Here is a 21,126-nt window from a genome sequence, read left to right as displayed (position 1 = left end):
GATTTGTTATTTTGCTGTACTGTGGAATCCTATGATTTATTTGGTTCTAAAAATCAAGCATCATATAATAAATAATATTCATTTTCGCCTAAACGGATTATTCCAGAATGTGAATTCTTGGGGCATTTCATAAAATAAATGGTAAGTCATTCTATTATCTTTCTTGTCGGTTTCGGGATGGATAAGGCTTTGCTTGTCTTCCTCCGTCAGCAACTTATCATCGCACTCGATGAAAGGATCTAGCCAATCAATTTTTTTAAGGAGCCAATGAAGTTTTTTCTTATCTTCGTCATTCATGAATTCTTTCTCGGCAAGAAATGATTCATATTTTTCTCTATAATCCCTCAGAATATTAGCCAATGAGTAGCATTTTGCAGAAACGATAGCCGCTCTTAATTCCTTCATTTCCTCTTTCCTTCTTTTTTCCAGTTCCCTTTTTTTCTTTTCTTCCTCTTCTCTTTTTTTCCGTTCTTCCTCTTCTCGTTGTCGCCTTCTTTCTTGCTCTGCTCTAAATTCTTTAATGGAAATGGCATCGTATTCAATTTTCAAGATGATATTAAGTATCTTATCTTCTATTTTTGTGTTAGAAGTATCTTCAACGCATATCGGGCTAGAACGATAATAGATACTGCTTGGAATCTCAAATTTGAGTTTTCCTGATGGGACCAATACATATTTAGGATAATCGGATTCTGTATTAGCAATCTGTTTGTTCTTTTCTGAAAGATGTATAGGAATCTCCTCTTCATTCACAATGGCATAGGTATGAAATCTATCTTTTGCGACAATCTGATGCCCACGCAATTTCAGCAATCGGATAATTGTCGTGTATATTCTCAATGCACGATCAAGATTATCTTGATGGACACTGATATTCAATGGAGCCTTAATTTTGCTCTTATATGGATTCTTGTCTAAATACTTACTATTTTTGTCTCCTCTGAAAAATTCCTTTGTGTCAATAATCAGAGGGTCTTTAGCATATAGCACTTCTGGTACGACGAAAAGTGTTGGATCCAAATTATTTAGTTCAAATTTGATTTTCTGTCGTGGATCTGTAATTTCCTGGATCTCATATTTTGTCTTAGTTGGAATAATCTCTGTAGTTTTAAATTCATTGCTAGATTTTTCCTTTTCGGAGGTGTCTTTTTTTCTTGATTCTCTATTTGGCTTTACACTTTTCTGATTTTTGGCAAGTATGCTATTATGAAAAGAATCTAGTGAGATGTATTCCTCATCAAATTCTGGCAAAGCTGGAACCTCTACCGGTTTTCCAAATTTTAGTTTTGACCAATACGCACTTGTAGGAGTTGGAATGTTGAGGCGTTGACAATATTTCCTTAGTATTTGAGTTGGAATACCTAATTTTTCAGAAACTTTAGTGACGCTTTCTTTCCATATTAAATCAAATATTTCTTGTCTTGTAAATTCCATTTTAGCACCCTCCTAATATAATTTTCTATGGCGTTTATACTCTTCTTCAAATGTTTTCACCCTTGACTGTTCAACCCATTTTATGAGTTCATCCTCAAAGAAGTATATTTTTCTACCTTTATCATAATGAGGTATTTCTCTAGCACGCACCATCTTCTTGATTACGTTTTTTGTTTGTCCAAGGATTTCTGCTGCTCTCTCTTCATCAATTGGTCGGTGCTTGTCAACTCCGAGTCCTAATTGTGATTCAATATGTTCTAATACTGCTCTCATTTCAGCAATCTCGTTTATCAAATAATTGACTGCTTTAGGAACATTCTGAAGAGTCAGTTCCTCTTTCTCGTTGCTTTCTTCTTTTTTCTTTTCCATCTCTGTATTACAGTTTTTGCTCTTCGTGGGCAGCCCAAGGGCAAAATTTGCACTTTGGACACCCTAAAAGTTTATCAGTAGAAATAATTATTTTTACCAGTTTCGCCCCTTTCTCTGAAAGATAATAACGCTGTTTAGAGTGGCTCGGCTTGTCGGGGAATGCTCGCAGGACATAGCCTTGTGCGATGGCCGGCTTTAGCATTTTCATCTGGATGAAGCTACGACTAGCAATGTTCAATCGTTTTTGTATCATGCACATCGTTACAGCGTCTTCTCTAATAGCATTAATTAACATTTGAACCTGTTCACCAGCCTGTTCACTAGCTATACCTCTATCTGTGCCCCTTACTTCGCTATTTCCTTGACTATCAGTTTGGTTAACCTGTTCACCAGCCTGTTCTCTAACCTGTTCCCTAGCTTGTTCCGTTTCAGCTTTGATTGTCCTGTCATTCCGCTGAATATCAGTGCTATTAACTTGGTCACCAACTTGGTCACTAGCTCGGTCACTTATGCGTTTTAAAACGCCAAAACAGTTTCCTTACCATTGTCGGGCAACTTACGGCTGCTTTGCATTCAAAGTCCTCCATTCAATATCGTTGAGCCTTTTGATGAGTTCGTTTGAGCCAAAAAAGTAAACTCGCGCAAAAATACTTGCAAGAGTGGTGAAAATCAACCGATAAACATGGATTTGATTAGGCAATGATTAGCCTCATGATTTGTTTGACAGATTGCCTAATCTGGTCGCTTGGCGGGATGGGACGGAAAGCAAGCATCTCCAACTCTTCTTCGTAGCGTTTGTTCAGCGATGCCCATAATGGGTCGAATGCGGTCAATAATGGCGAAGTGGAGATGTCCGCATTTGGCCATTTGGCAGGAGTGCTGAAGGTCTCCTTGTCGTGTAGGACAAGCTCTTGCAACTCTGAAAGGAAGTCTGTAGCAAGATATTCTTGGCAGGCGTTGTCCTGCGAAAGAAAATGCAGGTCGTAGAAATGGCGAATCTTCTTGCCCAGTTCCATCGCTGGGTTGTCACCAAATGAGAAGCGCAACAGCGAAGCCACTTTCTCGCACAAGGTGCGGCGAAGGTCAAGGATATTGATTTCAAATGGTTGAAGTCCAAAACTATCAATTAACTGGCTATGGCCTTTTATCTGTAGTGCTTGGGCGATAAAGCTTGACACTGGTCGCTGCTCGTAGGGGTAGGGGGTGGCGAAAGAGTTGATCTCCACAATGACATGGTCGCCAACCAATGACTTCTCGTTGCCCATGGCAATCACGCTTTTGTAGCGATGGTATGTTTTGCGTTATCTCGACCCTTTGCTTGTTTCGCCGGGCATATCTACCTCGTTCATCTCCTCAGTCATTAGCTCTGTCGCAGTTGAGAGCAAGTTTTTGATTTTATTGCCGCTCATTTCGCCGGCTATCACAGCAACATCAATATCACTGGAAAACCGGTCTATGATGCCATATCCTTTTGACAAGGATGTGCCGCCCTTCCACACTATATGGGTAGCAAGGTTTGATTCGGATAAACGGCGCAGCATCTTCGTAATCCAATAGTCTTTTTCGACGTAAATTGGCGAGATGCCAAGAGTTTCCGATGCGAGGCGGATGGCATCGGCGAATTGTTCTTTATGCTGGTCAAGAATCATTTGATTTTCCATTGTTGAGAGAACGATAAAACAGTTTGTGAAATGCCGTAGTTATAGGAACTGATTGGATTCAGCCGACCCCGTAATGCACTTAAGTCTAATTTGCAGCCCATTTGTTGTAGCAACGCTCCGAGTAGAGCGATGACCCTTGGAGGATAGAGCTGTGCCATACGCATTAACGCGTTTATTTGCCGTTCGTTCAACTCCGATAATAAAACCAACATTCGGGCACAAGATTTATCAATGTCAGTATCGGGAATTGATTTAATCGACTTGATGACATCAAGCAATTGGAGCTGGTAAATGCTCGCTTTTGTTATCTCGTTTCTCTGTAAAACAAATCTGATTTCTGTGTTCCCCCTTCGAGTTTTGCTGCGTTTCGTGTTGGAGCCGATAACAATCGTATTTGGTATCTGTGAAGTCAGTCCCAATTGGTTGTACACGCTATAGTTTGTGAGATAGCCGATAATCTTGCCATTTTTCACCAAAAGGTCCTTCACGACCTCTTCAACTGGTGGATTAAGGGCGCCAAACATACTTTTCTTGGGCTTGAAAAATCTCCCTTTTGAGAGCTTGGAGATGGCACCGCTTTCTGCCAGCCGATTCAATTTTTTGATGACATTGGCACTATCCTCGGCAGTTAGCCCCAGGTCACGATAGGTAAAGACAAAGTCCTCAGGGAATTCGCTTACAATTTGTTCTATTTTCTTTGCTGTTGTCATCTTTCAGTCGTTTTGCACTGCAAAGGTAATAATTTTGTCTTGTTTTTAAGTCAAAAAACTAGACATTTTTTGCTTCTGGCTATAAATTCGCTCTAATCGAGCATGTCGGTTAGCGACTTTTTAGTTCCATTTCCACTTTGCGGTAGCGAGCGAAAGCCTTGCTGCCCTCGGCATGACCGGTCATCGAACCGATGGCGCTGGGGTCCTGAACTTTGTGATAGGGTCCGCCGACGAATGCTCGTCGAGCCATGTGACTGCTTGCAACCTCGTAGAGCGGCTTAATCTCGTGCTGCCGTGTCAGGGGATTAAGCACAGCGACTCTATGGTTTAACCCTGCTTGCTTGAAGGTTTTCTTTATGTTATCATTATAACGCTGCTGCGAAATGAATGGGAATAACGCATCGCGATTGGGGTCATAGTATTTTTCAAGTAAAGCCTTTGCTGTCGCATTCAATGGCACTTCAGCAAGTACCGGATTGTTGTCTTTGGTCTTGCGAGGAGTGTAGGTGAGAATGCCATCAACGATATTGGCGTAGGTCAGTTTGTATAAATCGCCTACGCGGCATCCAACACAGCATTGGAAAACGAATATATCACGCTGCACGGCAACCATCCCATCAAGTTCCGCTTCTTCTAATTGGTGTCGTTCGTCAATGGTAATATAGTATGGAGTGCCGTATTCTGCACTCTCTATAGTAAACTTATTAAACGGATTACGCTCTGTATACCCATGTTTTATACACCAAATCCAAAATGTCTTTAGACGAACAAGGATATTGTTTAGTGTGTTCTTACTACGTGGTTCGGGGCAGCGTTTCTCCAACTTCAAGCCAAGCTTAAGGCATTCGTCATTAACCTGAGTGTACGCTTTGTTATATCTTCGGTTGCTGCATTTTAGGCGATTTGTCTTCTCGTCACGGCTCCAGTATTCATGTTCGGAAATAAGAAAACTTCTAAAGTCATCCAAATCTTCATTAGAGAACGTTTCAAACTCAAATGTTACATTTCGCCAAACCTCAAAACGGCGGAACACTCTCCACAACGACCAACATATGTTTCTCACGGTTCTCAGAAACCTTGTGCTTCTTCATATATTCGATGAAGATTGATGTGACGTTCGTTTTGCGAATTACTTGTTCTGCATCCGCCTCAAACTTTTCAGGATGGTTGAAGCGGTCTATCACATCTTTCAGCCAAGTGGGACTGATGTTTTTTCTGTCAGTTTGTTCCCATTCTTTAGTAATGGCTGAACATAAGTTTTCAAGTTTCACTTTCATTTCGCGATGATAACGAACTTCATCTGTCATCATCCGTGCCCGGAGAACCATCTTCTCACCATCCCAATAAATGGGTTTATTGAGGATGAAGATTTCTGTTCCGCTTCTTTGGTAGATTGTAGATCCCTGGCGGAACGTGAGAATAATCTCATTTCGGCCAAGTTCGTTGTGACGCTTTGATAGTCTAAGATATATGACAGCCATTGTAATAATGTGTTTAAGAGTTGAAATCTGCCACAATGATAATCAAAGAATCTCAATTAGCGAAGTTTTTAATATTTATATTGTTGGCAATAAATGCTAATAAACACATACAAAATACAGAAAAACAATTATTATAAATAAAGTTCTGTCCATATATAGGACACAAATTTCCTGCACCGAAATTGCACCGATAGCTGATATTTAAGATGATTTGACGATATTGTATGAAAATATTAAGCGTACAAAATGTTAAAAATCAGATATATTAGCCTCATTAGATAACATCAAATATCAGCAAATATCAACACTACGTCCTCATCTTGGACACTATTTAATTGGTCAATCAGTCAACATTCGACTGATTGACCTTTTTTGTTCGCCCGACATGGGCATAATCTAATGGGTGCAAGTCCCGAGCGTGCCCCGATAGCGGGAAGCGCATAGTCCGAAGCAACGGTGTCGACCGCGAGGAGAATCGGAAGGAAGCTAAGGACAAAAGTCTGGCTCCACGCACAGAAACTTGATACAAGGCTCAAAGTCAGGGGTAAGGTTGCAAAACAAACCAAAGCCCGATAGCTATCCGGACTGACGCGAGTAAATCAAGGGAGTATAAGACTGAAAGATTATGTTCTTAATCGGGGATGTCTGTGGGGCGAGCCGCAAGGCAAGCAGTAACAACGAACCCACAGAAGTCAGCAGATGCCATAGTAGTCAACGCCTTAAAGCTCGTGGGCGGAGACGAAGGGCAAAACTTAACCACACGAGCAAAACTTTATTTACCCGATGAAAGGAGAAAAGCCGAAAACAACAGAAAGCTGCCCTCGGAAGAATAGCTCGGAAAGCGAAAGGTATGAGGGAGCGCCTACTTTGATTGGGATAGTTGGAGACGAACTCGTAGAAGTGCAACTATCGTCAGACAGGATGTTGGAGTACATCCTCACTCCCGACAACCTTAACAGAGCATATAAACAAGTCAAGGCTAACAAGGGGAGCGGTGGAATCGACAGAATGGAAGTAGAGCAACTGCTGCCATATCTGCGGGAACACAAGGAAGAAATAACTGAAAGTCTGCTCGGCGGAAGCTACCGCCCCAATCCCGTAAGGAGGGTAGAGATACCCAAAGAAGGAGGCAAGAGGCGCCAGCTCGGCATACCCACCGTGGTTGACCGCGTAATCCAGCAATCCATATCCCAGGTTCTGAGTCTGGTGTACGGACCGAAGTTCTCGGAGACAAGCTACGGCTTCCGACCGAGACGGAGCGCGCACCAAGCACTGCGAAAGGCGCAGGAAATCATCAACAGCGGATATAAATACTGCGTAGACCTTGACCTCGAAAAGTTCTTTGACACGGTCAGCCATAGCAAATTGATACAGCTACTTGGCGAAACCATCAAAGATGGCAGGGTCATATCACTGATACACAAGTATCTCAACGCAGGAGTAATGGTCGGACACAAGTATGAGGACACAACGGAGGGCGTGCCACAGGGCGGACCGCTCAGTCCCATACTGAGCAACATAATGCTGACGGAACTCGACCGAGAACTTGAAAGGCGCGGACTATCCCACGCTTACGGAATATTACGAGAAAAAGCACCCGCGTTAAGAACCGCCGTATGCCGAACGGCACGTACGGTGGTGTGAGAGGTCGGTAAACACGAAAATAGGAGATAAACACCCTATGATTAGTGTTTACCTCCTACTCGATTCTGTTTAGTAATTTCCTCGAGATATACTTGCCTCGATTTTCTGCCGTGTCCATCTTCTCGCAACGGCCACGTCGGCCCCACCCATGTGCACAATAGACCGTTGTACAATTGTCTCATCGTTTTTAATTTCGCACATTACTGATTACACGTTTAAGCGATGACAATCCAAGAGAAACTGGGCAATGCCCTGCGACGGTTGCGCAACAGGCAGGGGCTCTCTCAAGAGGCTGTAGCCCTTGCAGCCCACATCGACCGTCGTTACATGAGCGATGTAGAGAATGGCAAGCGTAATGTGTCGCTCGACATCCTCGAGCGTCTGGCCCATTTTTTCCAAATCCCCGTGCGTGATCTCATGGCCGAAGCCGAACGTTGTACATTGCTTGATAATGAGCTGTTGAAATCGTGGCTTTCCGACAATGACCATGGCGATGCCGTTGTTTTAGAGGGCGACGAGTTTGCAACTGCTGTTGTGGGGGTGAGCAACGATGGGCGTGTGGTCTATGACTACGACCAAATGATGAATTGCCTTGTCGACACGCAGCACATGAGCGAAGATGAAGCTCTTGAGTGGCTCGAGAACAATACACTGCGTGCCATCGACTATATGGGCCCAAAAGCTCCGATTGTTGTCCACAACCTAAAGTTTTGATCGGAATGGACGCTAAGCAATTATATGACATAGTCCTGAGCATGGCACGCGATTTTGGCATGACTCAGAAGAACGACGGCCACGACATTATTGATGAGAAAGGCAACACAGTAGTGCGTAAGAACCTGGGCAAGGATGCTTTTTCAAGCGGAGGTGCATTCTTTGGACTTCTTCGTTCCGACCAGGACTTCTCGGGTCCGTATTCTGATTTCTCATTCGCGGTTTGCCCTGGCTCAGAGACTTCAATGCATGTTTGCCTTGTGTCGCTGTGCATTGGGTCAAACGGTTTTCAAAGTGACTACGACTGCGCCTCGCAACCAGGGGTGAGACGAATGTTTTTGAAATTGCAAACACAAGACGGACTCACTTTTTTCAAAACTGATTTCCTCGATAAAGAGTCAACTTCTTCTGATTTGCTTAAGATGGTGCGTTCCGATTATCCTGACCTCTCGACTGTGACCGAGACTTACAAAACGGTATTTCCGGCAGCGCGCATTGTAGACTTTGATTCCCTTGGCGACGATGGAGCTGTCGCTGTCATCAAGCAGTGGCTGGCCATGTATGCCAAGATGCGCGATTGGGGCACCAAAGTGCAGAAGAAACTTGTAGACGATGTTGTCAATCTTATCCCACCACTTGCCGGCAACGACGAGGAAACCGAAGTGAGGCATTTGCTCGATACCCGCTGCTATGTGGTGTTGCAGGGAGCTCCAGGCACGGGCAAGACCTACACGGCATTGAAAATAGCCAAGTGCTACGACAAGTGCTTCTTCACCCAGTTCCATGCCGAGACCACCTATTCCGATTTTGTTTATGGTATAGAACCCAATATCGATGCAGGCTGCAATGGGCCTCAATTCCGCCCTAAGCCAGGCGTCTTGTACAAAGCCATCAAGTATGCTCGCGACAATTCAAGCGAGCGTGTGTTGCTCATTATTGATGAGATAAACCGTGCCAATCTTTCCAATGTGCTGGGTCCCGTTTTCTATTTGTTTGAGTATCAAGCTGGAAACCGCAATGAGCGTGTCAAGATTTCTGTCGGCGATATGCCCTTGAGCAGTATGCCCGCCAATCTTCACGTCATAGCCACAATGAACACTGCCGATCGTAGCTTGGCTGTAGTCGATTTTGCCCTGCGCCGCCGCTTTGCCTGGTTCACTTTGCATCCCCATGTGATAAAGACCGAAAGCGGGAAAAAATTTATGGAGAAAACGTTTAATGCCATCGATGCTATTTTCAAGATGTATGCCTCCGACGGCGAACTCTCTCTTCAGCCAGGTCAGTCCTATTTTGTGGTCGATAAGGTAAACGCCGAGAACAACATGAGAGAGAGACTCGTGTATGAACTTATGCCTTTGGTGAAGGAGTATCTTGAGGCTGGCTACCTGCTTAAGGCCAAAGATGCCTTTAGTGAGTTTTTCCGTCGTGAAACAGGCAGGCTCTTGTATGAGTAGGTCTGGAATCATTGCATTTGGCCGGCTGTCGACGCGATCTGCTGTTGTGTGGGACACTGGCCGGTTCCGCCAGTGGAAATGGCGTGACCGCTCCATGGAGAGCGTGATGCAGCGTTTTGTGGCTTTGAATCGCACCAATTTCCAGTTTCTCGGTATCAACGCCGTTGTCGAAACACGGAATTGCAAGCCTGTTGTCTCTCTCACAACGAGCAACTATGCAGGCGCTATCCCGTTGTTTTCGCCCATGAGCGGCAAGCCTGCCGGCGATCTCGTGGTAGGCGGCAGTTATGGGGAGAAAATCGATGATTTGATTCCCTTGTTGGGCGATTCGCTTGACAAGCAGTGTAACGATGCTATGCGTTTAGTCAATGACACTCCTGTCAATGCACCGATCTATGTTGAATGCTGCAAGTATGTCGACCTCTACCTGGAAGCACGTCGGCAACATTGGCACAAGTTTGCCAATGTGGTTAAAACTCAACATCATCCCTCTTCGGCAACCCTTTGGACTGAATATGCTCTTAGAACAGCGTCCGACCCCTTGCAGAAACTGGTGTATAAAAACAAGTGTAATGTTCTCACTACCGACCATATTGAGTGGAGAAAGCTCAACTATGTGCTCGCACTGGCCTTGCATGAGCTGCAATCAACCCAGGTGCCGCTGAGCACGCGCATGATATATGCCGGCAGGATTCACTCCTTGCTCATCACTTTGCGCAATTCCGAGCTTGTGAAAACCAGTATATTGCCTGTAGAAGCCCGCGACCCTCTTCCCATCAAAAAGCTCAAGCAGCTGGGCAATTATATTCTCAACAATAAGACTCAAGAAAAAATGGCATGGCGCATGGACTATGCCCAATTTTTTGAGCGATATGTGCAATATGTTTTGCGTGATGTGGTTACTCGAAAGGGGGGTGTCGCCGTGAGCAATCCGCACTACGACGTGAGCATGAGGCAACGCCCGCAGTGGGGGCTTGCCTGTCTTGAACCCGATGTGGTTTTGCAGAAGGGTGACGTGCAGTGGGTGATAGATGCCAAATACAAAAGCCACCTCTACAACTGGTACGATAGTGGTGAGGCTCTTAAGGATGCTTTTCGCCACGACTTGCATCAGGTGCTGGCCTATTGTTCTTTTAACCCAATGATAGAAAAGCGTGCTGCGCTCATCTATCCTTATTCTACTTTCACAGTTCACTGCATGAAACTCTACAGCAGCGTCACGCGCGCCAGTGCCTCGGTGTACTTGGTAGGCATCCCTATCGACCGTAGCATGATTGCCCGCATTGAGTCGCATTTGGCTCAGCTCATCGACTTCTCAAGATGAAAGCATGTGTGTGTGATGTGGCGAACGAAGAATTTTTTGTAGCTTTGCACATATAATAATTTTATTTCATGGTTTATGGATACAGAGATTACCATTGAGGACAATCGCGGGGTTGTATGGGCCCGCGACGGCGGCGAGGAGGCCGGCCGTCTCGACTTCACCCTGCAGGGGCAGGTGATGCGCATCGAGCACACGCTGGCCTTGAAGCGAGGCATGGGCGTGGGCGCCACGCTGGTGGAGGCTGCTGTGCAGCATGCAGCCAGCCACGGGCTCAAGGTGTGGCCAGTGTGCTCCTATGCCTACGCCTGGTGTGAGCGTCACCCGCAATGGGCCCATGTGCTCGACGAGCACATGGGCGAGGGGGTGTCGTGCCAGCTGTGAGCGGGCAGGGCAGTGTGCTTGATGCCACATGGAGGAATGCCAGGGCTTGAAACTGCACCGTCGTTCATCTTCTGGACGTCTTCAAGAATCCATCACTGCTGTCGATGGAGGGGGGCTACATCAGATAGGCACACGTTTAGACGTGCGGCGCATCACGGTTTAACGGTTTTCTTCCCGTTGACGATGTATATGCCGCGAGGCAGAGAAGAATTTTCCAGAGAGCTGGCAGGAAACTTTCGGCCATCGAGCGAATACACATTGTCGTCAACCATGCGATTTGTTTTTACCGTTGTGACGTCATTAGTATTTGCACCCGATATAGCCACCTTCACACAGTTGAGCACTTTGCCACGACTGTCGGTAACTATTGCTACCATCGACACTTTGTCTTTCCTAATTGCAGCAGGAAGCAAATCTTGGGCAGCTGTACTGTATTTTGCTCCTACAACGGGTAGGGCAAGCGTGTAGTTTACAGTTGCCTTTGTGTTGGAAGCCAGGTTTTCGATGCGTGGTATCTGCGTGCGCCCCATGCTGTAAGAGCTCGCTATGGCCACATCGTCGTATACCCATTTAAAGCCGCCCTGGCCATACTTGCCGCCTTCACAGAAGTCGGCCATGCCTGCAGGGTAGTTTTGTGCATCTCTATTGTAATAGATATTTGACTGGTACCAATCGGTCTCGCTGCCTGTGAGGCTGTCGGCTACAAGCACCATCTGCACTTCGTAGGTTTCACCCTTTGTTTTTGATTCTATCGTGGCATTACCCACAACGGCAGTGCTGTCGGCATTCCACGAGGCGTCGGCTTGGATATCAACATCAGACGTTGTACTTTGGAAGTAGCTTGATGCCGCATCGACTATCTTGCCATTGCCTATTTCCCATCCGTACAGAGGATCGTAGTGGTAGCCATCTCGGTTGAATATACAGTCGGGGAAACCGGCGAAATTGCAGTCAGGATAGTTGCTGTGACGCAGATACATAGGGTCACGGTTGTCGTACTGGTGCACTGCGATGAAAACTGCACGGTCGCCATAGGCCTCTTTCAACTCTTTGATGCCGACAAATCCGCGTGGACAATTGGGACATCTTGTGCCCGTGCCCTCTTCAATAAGCACACGGCGCTTGAAGCTGCCGCTGTTTTGAGCAATCAAGGGCAGGGTGAACAGGGCCGAAAGTAATAAAATAATAAGCTTGTTCATGTTATTCATGACCATTAATAATGATTTTTTTGCCATTTACAATATAGATCCCGCGCCGCAACTGATCCTTGTCCAAAAGAATACGTCGTCCCTCCAGATCGTAGATATAGTCATCTCTACGCTCTGCTGCCGCCGACGGTGTTTCCCTGATGCCGGCAGAGACTGGATTATGGCCGAAAACAAAGTCCATGGTCATATCCTCGTTCTTCCTTATCTTGTAGATAGGTTTATGGAGCAGATGCGACCCGTCGTAGTTCTTATTGAACAGTGTGGGATACGGCCTGCTGTTGTCAGTCAGCGAGTCGAGAGTGCGTTGTCCGTTCATGTAGGTGTAGGGCCAAGCGTCGGTGTCGGCAGTTTTCCAATCATAGAGCCCGTCGGCAGGAAGAAGCGTCATCCGCTTGTGTTTCTTGTCGGCATTCACTGTGTTGTTGCTCCATGCGTCGGCATCGTAGTCCACGTGTACAGCCACAAGACCGGTGCTGTAGAGCCCGTTGTCGAACCCCACACGTTCGCGATTGTCAATGAAGTAATACTCATTGCGATTGGCTTCATTATATAGTATGTACGTTTCGCCGCCACTCACGAGTGGCTGCCAACCGGCAATCGTGCAAGTGTCTTTCAACTCCACAGGTTCTCGCCATCCACACATCCATCGCTCATATCCTGTATAGGCAGCCGGACAGTAGGAACTGCCATTGTAGGCCCCTTGGTCCATAAGCTCAAATGCATCCATGCAGAAGTCTGTCATGTCAGATGTGTTGTAGAAATCTGGAAATCCCATGCAGTGGCTGAACTCGTGGCAGATTGTACCTATGCCATCGAGTTGGCTCCCTTTGTTTGAGTGTAGCTCGCAAGAGCAAGCAAAGGTGTTGATGGTCATTCCGTTATATTGAGGCAGCGACGTCATGCCTGCAAAATTAGACAACTTTCCTTCGCATGGCCATATAGTCCACTCTGGTCCATATTGCGCCTCTCCATAGCCGGCATAGAGTAGGAACACCTGATCGACTATGCTGTCGCCATTCCAATCGTATTGAGAGAAATCGACCGAGTCCTTGACCAGGTTCAATGTCTCGAGCACCATTTCAGAGATATTTACGTCAATGCCCCAACTTGAATTTGAACCATAATAGCTCTCGCTTTTCGACATTGTCACTGGTCCTACGACATCGAAGGTCAAGTCAAACTTGCCGTCGCTCTGCTCGAGGAAGTAGTCGTGGACAGAGCCCACAAACGGTCTTGTATGATAGCCTTTCATGTTACAGATGCTGTCGTATACAGCTTTGATGTCGGCCCTGGAAAACTTGATGTCGTCGAATTCAACGAGGATGAAGAGTCCTTTTTTCTTTCCAGTGTAGGCAGTTTTGCGAGTCCGGTTCTGAATGGACTGCTGTATTGGCTTTGCATTCCTCATTTCTGCCGGCCTCACTCGTTGCTGATTGCGTTGCAAATACTCAAAGTCGCCATTTGTGGGATTTCGCTTTAGTACAAAACTGTCGGCCGACATGTAATAGTGGCAGTGCTCATCACCGCACAGCATATAGGTTATCTCCTTGCCATCGCTCTGCTTGTGAGTGCGCCAAAGGCGCTGAGCAGGAATGGCAAGTGCTGTTGATGCCCACGACAGTGCCAGCAACATTGTGCACATTGTTAGTCCAAGTGGTTTCATAAGCTGAAATGTTTTTTCACGGTTCCATCATTCTGTTTTTCTATAATCAGCCCCTTGTAGTCTTTACCTACACGTCGGCCTGTCAAGTCATAGTATTCACACTCCTTACGGTTGTCATAGACGGTAGTAGACACACCTTCTGCGCTACTTCCACCCATGAATTGGAATGAGGCAACACCGTTGTTGTCGACGCTTATCTTCGTTATCGGTTTCTGTAGAATATTCTTGAAATTCTTGTTTACATTGAATACTACCGCATTTGGTGTTGAAGTGTCTGTAAGAGAGTCGTTGTCTATATATGGATAGGTCTGCCCGGCCTGTATGCTGTCGGAGTATTCTTTCATGTTGTTGGCTGGCACTACAGCATAGCCTTCCTTGCCGTAAGTTGTGTTTACACTGTTGCTGCGCCAGTCTGATGCGATGTAATTTACGTGCGTGACCAGCACTCCGTGTCCTGGCAGGAAATAGTCGAAGCCACTCCACTGGCGGTTCTCCAGCATATAAAACTCATTGGTCTTCTTGTTGTATTGGTCGTTATAGACCACATAGAAGTCGCCGCCTTGAGACAGCGCCTTCATGTCACTCACTGTCATCGGCTTGTCGAGCACTATCGGCTCTTGCCAACCACATAGCCACTTCTCGTAGGCTGTATATCCTGCAGGGCAGTATTCTGCATTGTTGTAGCATCCTTCGTCCATGACGTCCCAATAGCCAGTGGTGAAGTGGCCGGAATTTGTTGGATCATAGAAATCTGGCAAGCCAAGGCAGTGGCTGAATTCATGGCACATAGGACCTATACCGGTTATGATCTTTTCTCCATCAAATGCATTTTCATTGCCAAGCAGCTCGCAAGTGCAGGCGTAGGTATCAAGAACAACACCGTCCAGATGCAATTTGCGCCCAAAGTCGGATTTTGTGAGCGTGTATTCTTGTGGCCATATGGTCTCTTCGGCGGCACCCATGGCCTCGCCATATCCGGCATAGATCACAACCACTTGATCCACAGTTCCATCTCCATCCCAGTCGTACTGCGAATAGTCTACACTGTCGTCGGCCAGCTGAATGGCTTCAGCCACCATCTCTCCCACGTGTTTATCTCCAAACAGACCATTCTCTCCATAGTAGGCCAGGGGCCTTGACAGCTTCACGGGACCTACAACATCAAACGAAAGAGAGAATTTACCGTTGGACTGCTCTGCAAAATAGTCGTGCACAGAGCCAGAGAAATAGCCTTGACGATAGTCTACTGTATTCATCAAACTGTCAACCGACGCACGAGAGAAGGTGAAATCGCAGTCGGCATAAGCTGCAAGAATGACGATGCCCTTGCGTTCCCCAGTATGAGATACACGTTGTGGATATGAGATGTCATGCATGCGGGCAGCACGGAGGTTGGCCAAGTCCTCTGGAGTATTCTTAAGCTTGCGGCCGAGTTTCTTCATTGTGCTCATGCTGTTCACTTGCAAGCCTGTGCTCACGAGTCCGCGTCCATTGCTTTCAGCAAGGCAGTAAGCACCATTGGAGTCCTTTACGACTGGTTCACCTGATAGCAAAGTGTAGTAGTGGAGATGCTCATCACCACAAAGGCGCACCTCAACAGTCGAACCGTCGGGTTGCGTTATTGTCTTTGTTATCCTCTTTGCTGGCAGGGCCATAGAGGCTATTGCCAGCAAAGAGAGGATAATAGAGCTATAGAGACGTTTTGTCTTCATGTGCGCTTATTTCATGATCTTCCTTGTAGAGCCATCGCTCATCTTCACGATATTTATGCCCTTTTGCGGAGCACTGAGCTGTCGGCCGGTAAGATCGAACCACATAACTGGCACTATAGGAGTATCCTTGACGGTGCTGATGCCGGTTGTCTCGAATGTCAGCAGGTTGTCTTCATCAAAGAACTTCTTGAATACTGTTGACTGTTTGTAGGCGTCTAATGCCGACTCGGGCACATAAACCTTTGTCTTAGTGTACAACCCGTAGAAAGGCTCGTCTTTAGTACGCTCGCCAGTGGCTGGCTGGGTGCCGAGGAAGTAGAGTGAATCTGGAGTCCAGCCGAAGCATGTAGAATTGCTCAAGGTCGTGAGCGTGGAAGGGAAGGTGACGGTCTTAAGCGATGAGCAGTATTGGAAAACAAATGCCTTGACTGCTGTAAGTCCTTCTGAAAGCTCGACCGAACTTAGAGACTCGCAACTGTTGAAGAGGTCTTTTTCGAGAGTTGCAACTCCCTTGCCAATCTGCACATGCTTAAGTTTTTTATCATATTGGAATGCCTTCTCTCCAAGAGTGGTAACATTATCTGGAATTACAACCTCCTCAAGATTTGAACAGCTTGCAAACGCCTTGGCTCCTACCTCTTGGATAGAACTTGGCAGAGTAATGGATACCAGCCCATTGCAGTAGGAATAAGCACCTCCACCAATGGATGTAACATTTTCAGGAAGGTCGACTGATGTGAGAGCATTGCATCCAGTGAAGCAATTGTATGGTATCTCTGTGATTCCTGTGCCAATACTGATGCTTGCCAGATCTTTGCAACTACTGAAGGCGAAATCGCCGAGATAGGTGAGTGAATTGGGTAGAGTGGCAGTTGTAAGACCAGACTCGCTGAAGGCCGAGCTCCCTATACCATCGAGGCCATCGTTGAATGTAACAGCTTGCAGAGCAGGGGTCTTTGTGAATGCATTCCCATATATCTGCCTAAGAGAAGATGGAAATTTTACAGAGGTCAAACTTGTGCAGTCACAGAAGGCATAAGACTGAATATTCTCAATGTTGCAGGTGCTCAAATCAATGTTTTCCAGTGCTGAACATCCTTTGAATGCGCCATAAGCAATTTCTTTGAGGCCTGTTCCGAAATGGATCGTCTTGAGGTTTTTATTATAGGCAAAGGTGAAATAATTTATGGTATTTAACGAGTTAGGCAATGTCAGTTCTTCGATGCCGTTACTTGTGCATGCGTCTCTCCCCATGGTTGTTACTCCCTCAGGAATGGTAAGTGAGAGAAGATAGGGATTGTCATGGATGGCGTAATCGTCGATAGTGCTCACATTATTGCCTATTTGCAGATTGACAAGCAGCGGGCAGCGACTTACAAACTGTCTCGGAAGCCTCTTTAGCTCGTTAGGCAGAATGAGAGACACGAGCTTATAGCAGCGGTCGAACATGTATTTATTGGCCTTGCCATCACTCTCGATCGAATAAGTATCGCCTAAATATTCATGGGTATAGTAAGCTTTGCCCCCTTTAACCAAGTGAGCTTCTGACAGGTCGAGCACCGCACAGTTGCCCAGCGGCGTGTCGTGGCCGTAGTCGCTGATAACTTCTCCACTCTCAGACCAATCAGAAGGTACATTCTCTGGCATGAAACCTGCCATTGTTCTCAACGTTGCAACGTCGTCGCTGTTGATGCTTCCCGTCACTTTCAGATTGGTGATCGTGTACATCTCGGCTCCAAGTGTCTGAGCAAGTTTGCCAGGTGTGGTGTTGTTGATGACAACAGTTTCGTTTTGTGCAACGGCTAAGGTAGCCATGAGCAGTGCACAAACTGCTAGTAGAACTTTTTTCATAGTAAATAATTAATTAATGGAATAGAATTGTCGACTGCAAATATAGAAGCAGAAGTAAGTGGGTGAAAAAAAACAGGCAGCCAAGATGTTCTAATTTGGCATTTAACAACAAAACGGAGTGAAATCAACAAGTTTTTGATGAAAAAATAACATTTTATCCTAAAATCCGCAAGCAATCTCAATGACAATCTCAATTGCAGTAAAGAGCTTGAACACTATGCATCATGATAGTATGAGCGTGAATTTTGTCCGATTTGTGCACACCATCCCCTTACCCCACGATGCGACTTGAGGTAATACGCAGATTAAAACCATAAGGAACGGATTTTATCCGAATCCAGTTTTGAAAGGTCTTACATAAGCCCGATTTTCAGTATAGATATTCAGCACGTATTGCCTTGCTGTCATGATCCACTTGGCAGGTACGGAGATGAAGCTGAAGACAAAAGCCTTTATGCGACTCGTTTCCTTGAGCCCAAAAGCCTTGGTGTCAAGCCTGCTCATGATGGTCTTATAGAAATTGTGTATCAATGCAGTAAGCAGAAGAAAGACAGTATTCTCCGCCATGAATGACTTGGGGAGCCTGCTCCAACCGAATCCGTTGTTCATATCATCGAATATACGCTCTTTGCCCCCACGCTTGTTGTAAAATTCGACGATGTCTCTTGTTGATGAGTCGTAATCGTTGGTAAGAATACAACGGTAAGTGTATTCGCCTTCCCACAGGTCAAGGTCGCCACTGTTGCGTCTTTGTCTCTGGATGACAAGACGATAGCACTTGCCTTCCCATTTCTCAACGAGAATGGAATTGAGTTCGAACTGGATGCCGTTAATCTCCTCCGTCTTCCATCCTCTCAGAGCAAAGATGTCATTGTAGAGCGAACTGCATCGGTTGGCACGGATGTAGAAATGTTTGCAATGCTTCTCTATCTCACTGACGATTTCCTTCGAGCAGGAACCGCAGTCTGCCCTGAAGCGATTTACACGGATGTTCTGGGATTCCAGAAGAGCGAAGAATCTCTTATGGGTGTCTGCCTGATGAAAACGCACATTCGTGTTACCATCGCTGTTCTCGATATAGACTATCTTGTCACCGATAACATATACGCCAGGCCTGTAGCCGAGGAACTTTTTGTAGGTCGGTTTTGCATCATACTTCTCCGTTTCAAGGAACTGATGGTCAAAGTCAACATCGTATTCCTCAATTTCCTTCAACTCGCCTGTAGAAACCAAAGCGTTTATAAGCAATGTGTTGAGTTTGTCTGCAGTATTGAAATCATAGGTCTTGCCTTGGTCGGAAGTATAGGAGATGTTTTCCTGTGTCAGTTCCTTGATGGCTCTGAGGATGGTATCAGAGCTGCATGTACGAAGGGTAGGATGATACGAGAGATGGCGCATCAGTTGTGACGTTACATCTTCCACGCATGAGCCGCCACAGAAATAAACGCTCATCAGCGAACGGACTATCTCGCTGAACTGATATCCGAAGATACTGCTGCATCTCTGACCCAGTGTTGAGTCGATAACGGGTGAAAGCATGGAGTCAAATTTCTCCATGATTGAAAAAATTCCTCCAAAAGGTGTGAGTTTCTCAGATTTAATTTGTATTTTTGCCATGTCATATTAGAGTTTTGCTTGTTTTCTTTTTGCAACACTAAGATAAGTGAAAATTCTGACATGGCAAAATCCTGGGCAACTTTTTGTTGCTCAGGAACTTATAAATAAAGTTAAATTATAGTGTTGCGGAATTAAGGTTTATTAGGTATTTGTTTAGATATTATTTTTTCCTAACTTTGTACTTAAAAGTAAACCTACCTCTGATATGAACTACAGAATAAGACATTGCTTGACCATCATAATACTGCTACTGCTGCTGCCAGTTGCTGTGCAGGCAGCTCGCCAACAGCGCCCCTCCTTCTATGCGCGCTATGAAAGGTTTTCTACACGTGCACTGTACAATATGGGCTACACCTATTTATATAAGCGACAGATGGCAGACAGCGCACTGGTTTGTTTCTCGATAATTGCCGACAGAAAAGACAGCAGGCAACTTGCCGACGACGAACTGCGATTGTATGTCAATGCAATGAACTACATGGGCAATATTTACTCCACATACTACAACCGCTTCGACCTGGCCGACGAGTATCTTGACCGTGCCCTGCAAACCGCACAGGAGAACCATTTCACCGATCGATTGCCCTACATCATTGGCAACAAAGCGAATGTTTCCTTTGTTTATGAATCGATCAACGGCAGTAAAAACGCCGCATCACAGTTTATCACCGATAACAAGAAAAACTTTTGGGAAGCTGTAAAAGTGAAAGAATGGAGGTGCGTCACTACAACTTACTATAATTTGTCACTCTCTGCCTTCGATTCACCACATCCCGACAAGATCATGAAGCTTATCTCCAAGGAGACTGCCTGCATAAGCCGGCTGAAGATACCCAAAAATACCATGATGCTTGACGAAGCAATGCTCTACAGCAAGATAAACATTGCATACAGCAAGAAAAACTATGCCGAGTGCGCAAGGCTGCTCAACAGCAACATGCCATCAAAAACCGACTATGCAAAGTACGACGTGATGCCGATGATGCATGTAGTTCTTGTACAGATATACAGAAAAATGAATCGCGATGACCTCGCAAAGGAGGAACTTGCCAAGCTCGACAAGATGAGCAGGGCCCCGAGCACCCAGCCGGTTTTAAAATACAGTATCAATGACATTCTCTATGAATACTACCAGCAGAATGCCGATTCTGCCTTGGCGGCTCATTACGACTACCAACGGTTGAAAGCAAAAGATGAACTCAACAATGGCAACAACTTGTCAACCGTGAAACAAGGACGCTTCCTGCGTGAGCTCGAGCAGATAAGGCTGAATTTTCAGCATGAGCAACAAAAGCAGAGAACTGCTGCTATTGTGCTGGTCATCGTATCGTTGGCGCTGGTAATCTTAATTTTTCTTGTGGCCATTATCTATCGTGCTTATAAACGCCAGAGGCAACTTATTGATGTGTTGTACAGCCGCAACCGCCAGTTGGTGAAAAGCAATCAACTGCTCTTGCCTGTTGATGAAGAGCCTGCAAGCGATAATTCTCCAAAGCAAAAGACTGCCGATCTTCCAGAAGAAATTTTCGACAGCATAATAAAGATAATGGAGGATACAGAGGTTATATGCAACAAAGGCTTTTCGATGACCCAGCTGTGCTATCTATTAGGCTACAACCGGACATACGTCTCAAGAGCCATACGAGAAAAGTGGGGCACTAACTTCAATGGTCTACTCAACTCCTATCGCATCAAGGAAGCATGTAAACGGATGTGTGATACAAAAGCTTATAGCAATCTTACCATAGAAGCAATAGCCGAAAGTCTCGGTTATGCTTCGCGTTCCAACTTCTCGACTGTGTTCAAGCGCACTACCGGTATGTCGGCAGCCGAATTTATAAAGCGAAACAAGGAAGAATCAATGAGATAGTACTACTTATTGAGCCTTCTTATTAATAATATT

Annotated in this window: 16 protein-coding genes and 2 pseudogenes; 6 read left to right on the top strand and 12 right to left on the bottom strand. The window is 45.7% G+C overall.

Features of this window, described 5'->3' with window-relative positions:
* Positions 1 to 78: 78 nt before the first annotated feature.
* The 7 genes and pseudogenes from GF423_RS01480 to GF423_RS01450 form a co-directional block, all read right to left on the bottom strand.
* On the bottom strand, positions 79 to 1,434 hold the full coding sequence (locus tag GF423_RS01480) for a hypothetical protein (protein ID WP_154326680.1): 1,356 nt from the start codon (positions 1,432 to 1,434) through the stop codon (positions 79 to 81).
* Between the two features lie 12 nt (positions 1,435 to 1,446).
* Positions 1,447 to 1,803, bottom strand: coding sequence for a helix-turn-helix domain-containing protein (locus GF423_RS01475; RefSeq protein WP_154326679.1), 357 nt, complete (start codon positions 1,801 to 1,803; stop codon positions 1,447 to 1,449).
* A gap of 7 nt (positions 1,804 to 1,810) precedes the next feature.
* Positions 1,811 to 2,098, bottom strand: coding sequence for a Fic family protein (locus tag GF423_RS01470; protein ID WP_338092171.1), 288 nt, complete (start codon positions 2,096 to 2,098; stop codon positions 1,811 to 1,813).
* Positions 2,099 to 2,495: 397 nt separating this feature from the next.
* Positions 2,496 to 3,344: pseudogene (locus tag GF423_RS01465) on the bottom strand (nucleotidyl transferase AbiEii/AbiGii toxin family protein).
* A 104-nt stretch (positions 3,345 to 3,448) separates the two neighbouring features.
* Positions 3,449 to 4,174 carry a DUF6088 family protein gene (locus GF423_RS01460; RefSeq protein WP_154326677.1) on the bottom strand — a complete coding sequence of 242 codons (726 nt, stop codon included), beginning with the start codon at positions 4,172 to 4,174 and terminating at the stop codon, positions 3,449 to 3,451.
* A gap of 109 nt (positions 4,175 to 4,283) precedes the next feature.
* Positions 4,284 to 5,141: a tyrosine-type recombinase/integrase gene (locus GF423_RS01455; RefSeq protein ID WP_154326676.1), complete on the bottom strand. Its 858-nt coding sequence runs from the start codon at positions 5,139 to 5,141 to the stop codon at positions 4,284 to 4,286.
* 49 nt (positions 5,142 to 5,190) lie between these two features.
* The gene (locus GF423_RS01450) at positions 5,191 to 5,655 is read right to left on the bottom strand and encodes a hypothetical protein (protein WP_154326675.1); all 465 of its coding nucleotides are present in this window, start codon (positions 5,653 to 5,655) and stop codon (positions 5,191 to 5,193) included.
* A 783-nt stretch (positions 5,656 to 6,438) separates the two neighbouring features.
* Between GF423_RS01450 and GF423_RS01445 the strand changes: the two are divergent.
* From GF423_RS01445 to GF423_RS01425, 5 genes and pseudogenes are all read left to right on the top strand, one after another.
* Positions 6,439 to 7,218, top strand: a pseudogene (locus GF423_RS01445) (reverse transcriptase domain-containing protein); the annotation flags it as partial.
* Positions 7,219 to 7,521: 303 nt separating this feature from the next.
* Positions 7,522 to 8,013: a helix-turn-helix domain-containing protein gene (locus GF423_RS01440; protein WP_154326673.1), complete on the top strand. Its 492-nt coding sequence runs from the start codon at positions 7,522 to 7,524 to the stop codon at positions 8,011 to 8,013.
* Positions 8,014 to 8,054: 41 nt separating this feature from the next.
* Complete coding sequence (locus GF423_RS01435) at positions 8,055 to 9,467, top strand: McrB family protein (RefSeq protein ID WP_206113315.1); 1,413 nt, start codon at positions 8,055 to 8,057, stop codon at positions 9,465 to 9,467.
* A complete protein-coding gene (locus GF423_RS01430) occupies positions 9,460 to 10,791 on the top strand; it encodes a 5-methylcytosine restriction system specificity protein McrC (RefSeq protein ID WP_206113313.1) in 1,332 nt (443 codons plus the stop codon). The genes GF423_RS01435 and GF423_RS01430 overlap by 8 nt, the downstream gene beginning before the upstream one ends.
* A gap of 75 nt (positions 10,792 to 10,866) precedes the next feature.
* Entirely contained in the window at positions 10,867 to 11,172 is a 306-nt protein-coding gene (locus GF423_RS01425) for a GNAT family N-acetyltransferase (RefSeq protein ID WP_154326670.1), read from the top strand.
* A 152-nt stretch (positions 11,173 to 11,324) separates the two neighbouring features.
* On the opposite strand, the gene GF423_RS01420 is transcribed toward GF423_RS01425, so the two are convergent.
* The 5 genes from GF423_RS01420 to GF423_RS01400 all read right to left on the bottom strand — a co-directional run bounded on the left by GF423_RS01420 (position 11,325) and on the right by GF423_RS01400 (position 19,223).
* A complete protein-coding gene (locus GF423_RS01420; RefSeq protein ID WP_154326669.1) occupies positions 11,325 to 12,371 on the bottom strand; it encodes a hypothetical protein in 1,047 nt (348 codons plus the stop codon).
* Between the two features lies 1 nt (position 12,372).
* Positions 12,373 to 13,788 carry a M6 family metalloprotease domain-containing protein gene (locus GF423_RS01415; protein ID WP_241004969.1) on the bottom strand — a complete coding sequence of 472 codons (1,416 nt, stop codon included), beginning with the start codon at positions 13,786 to 13,788 and terminating at the stop codon, positions 12,373 to 12,375.
* A 251-nt stretch (positions 13,789 to 14,039) separates the two neighbouring features.
* Positions 14,040 to 15,755, bottom strand: coding sequence for a M6 family metalloprotease domain-containing protein (locus tag GF423_RS01410; protein WP_154326667.1), 1,716 nt, complete (start codon positions 15,753 to 15,755; stop codon positions 14,040 to 14,042).
* Between the two features lie 6 nt (positions 15,756 to 15,761).
* Positions 15,762 to 17,606: a leucine-rich repeat domain-containing protein gene (locus GF423_RS01405; protein ID WP_154326666.1), complete on the bottom strand. Its 1,845-nt coding sequence runs from the start codon at positions 17,604 to 17,606 to the stop codon at positions 15,762 to 15,764.
* 327 nt (positions 17,607 to 17,933) lie between these two features.
* Positions 17,934 to 19,223 (bottom strand): IS1380 family transposase, encoded by a 1,290-nt coding sequence (locus tag GF423_RS01400; protein ID WP_154326521.1) that lies wholly within the window; start codon positions 19,221 to 19,223, stop codon positions 17,934 to 17,936.
* Between the two features lie 205 nt (positions 19,224 to 19,428).
* Here GF423_RS01400 and GF423_RS01395 point away from each other — a divergent pair, with 205 nt between their 5' ends.
* Complete coding sequence (locus GF423_RS01395; protein ID WP_154326665.1) at positions 19,429 to 21,093, top strand: helix-turn-helix domain-containing protein; 1,665 nt, start codon at positions 19,429 to 19,431, stop codon at positions 21,091 to 21,093.
* The last annotated feature ends 33 nt before the right edge of the window (positions 21,094 to 21,126 follow it).

It is taken from the genome of Sodaliphilus pleomorphus (assembly GCF_009676955.1).
GTDB lineage: Bacteria > Bacteroidota > Bacteroidia > Bacteroidales > Muribaculaceae > Sodaliphilus > Sodaliphilus pleomorphus.
Note: the sequence above shows the minus strand (reverse complement) of the source record. Positions and strands in the feature narration are given on the sequence as shown.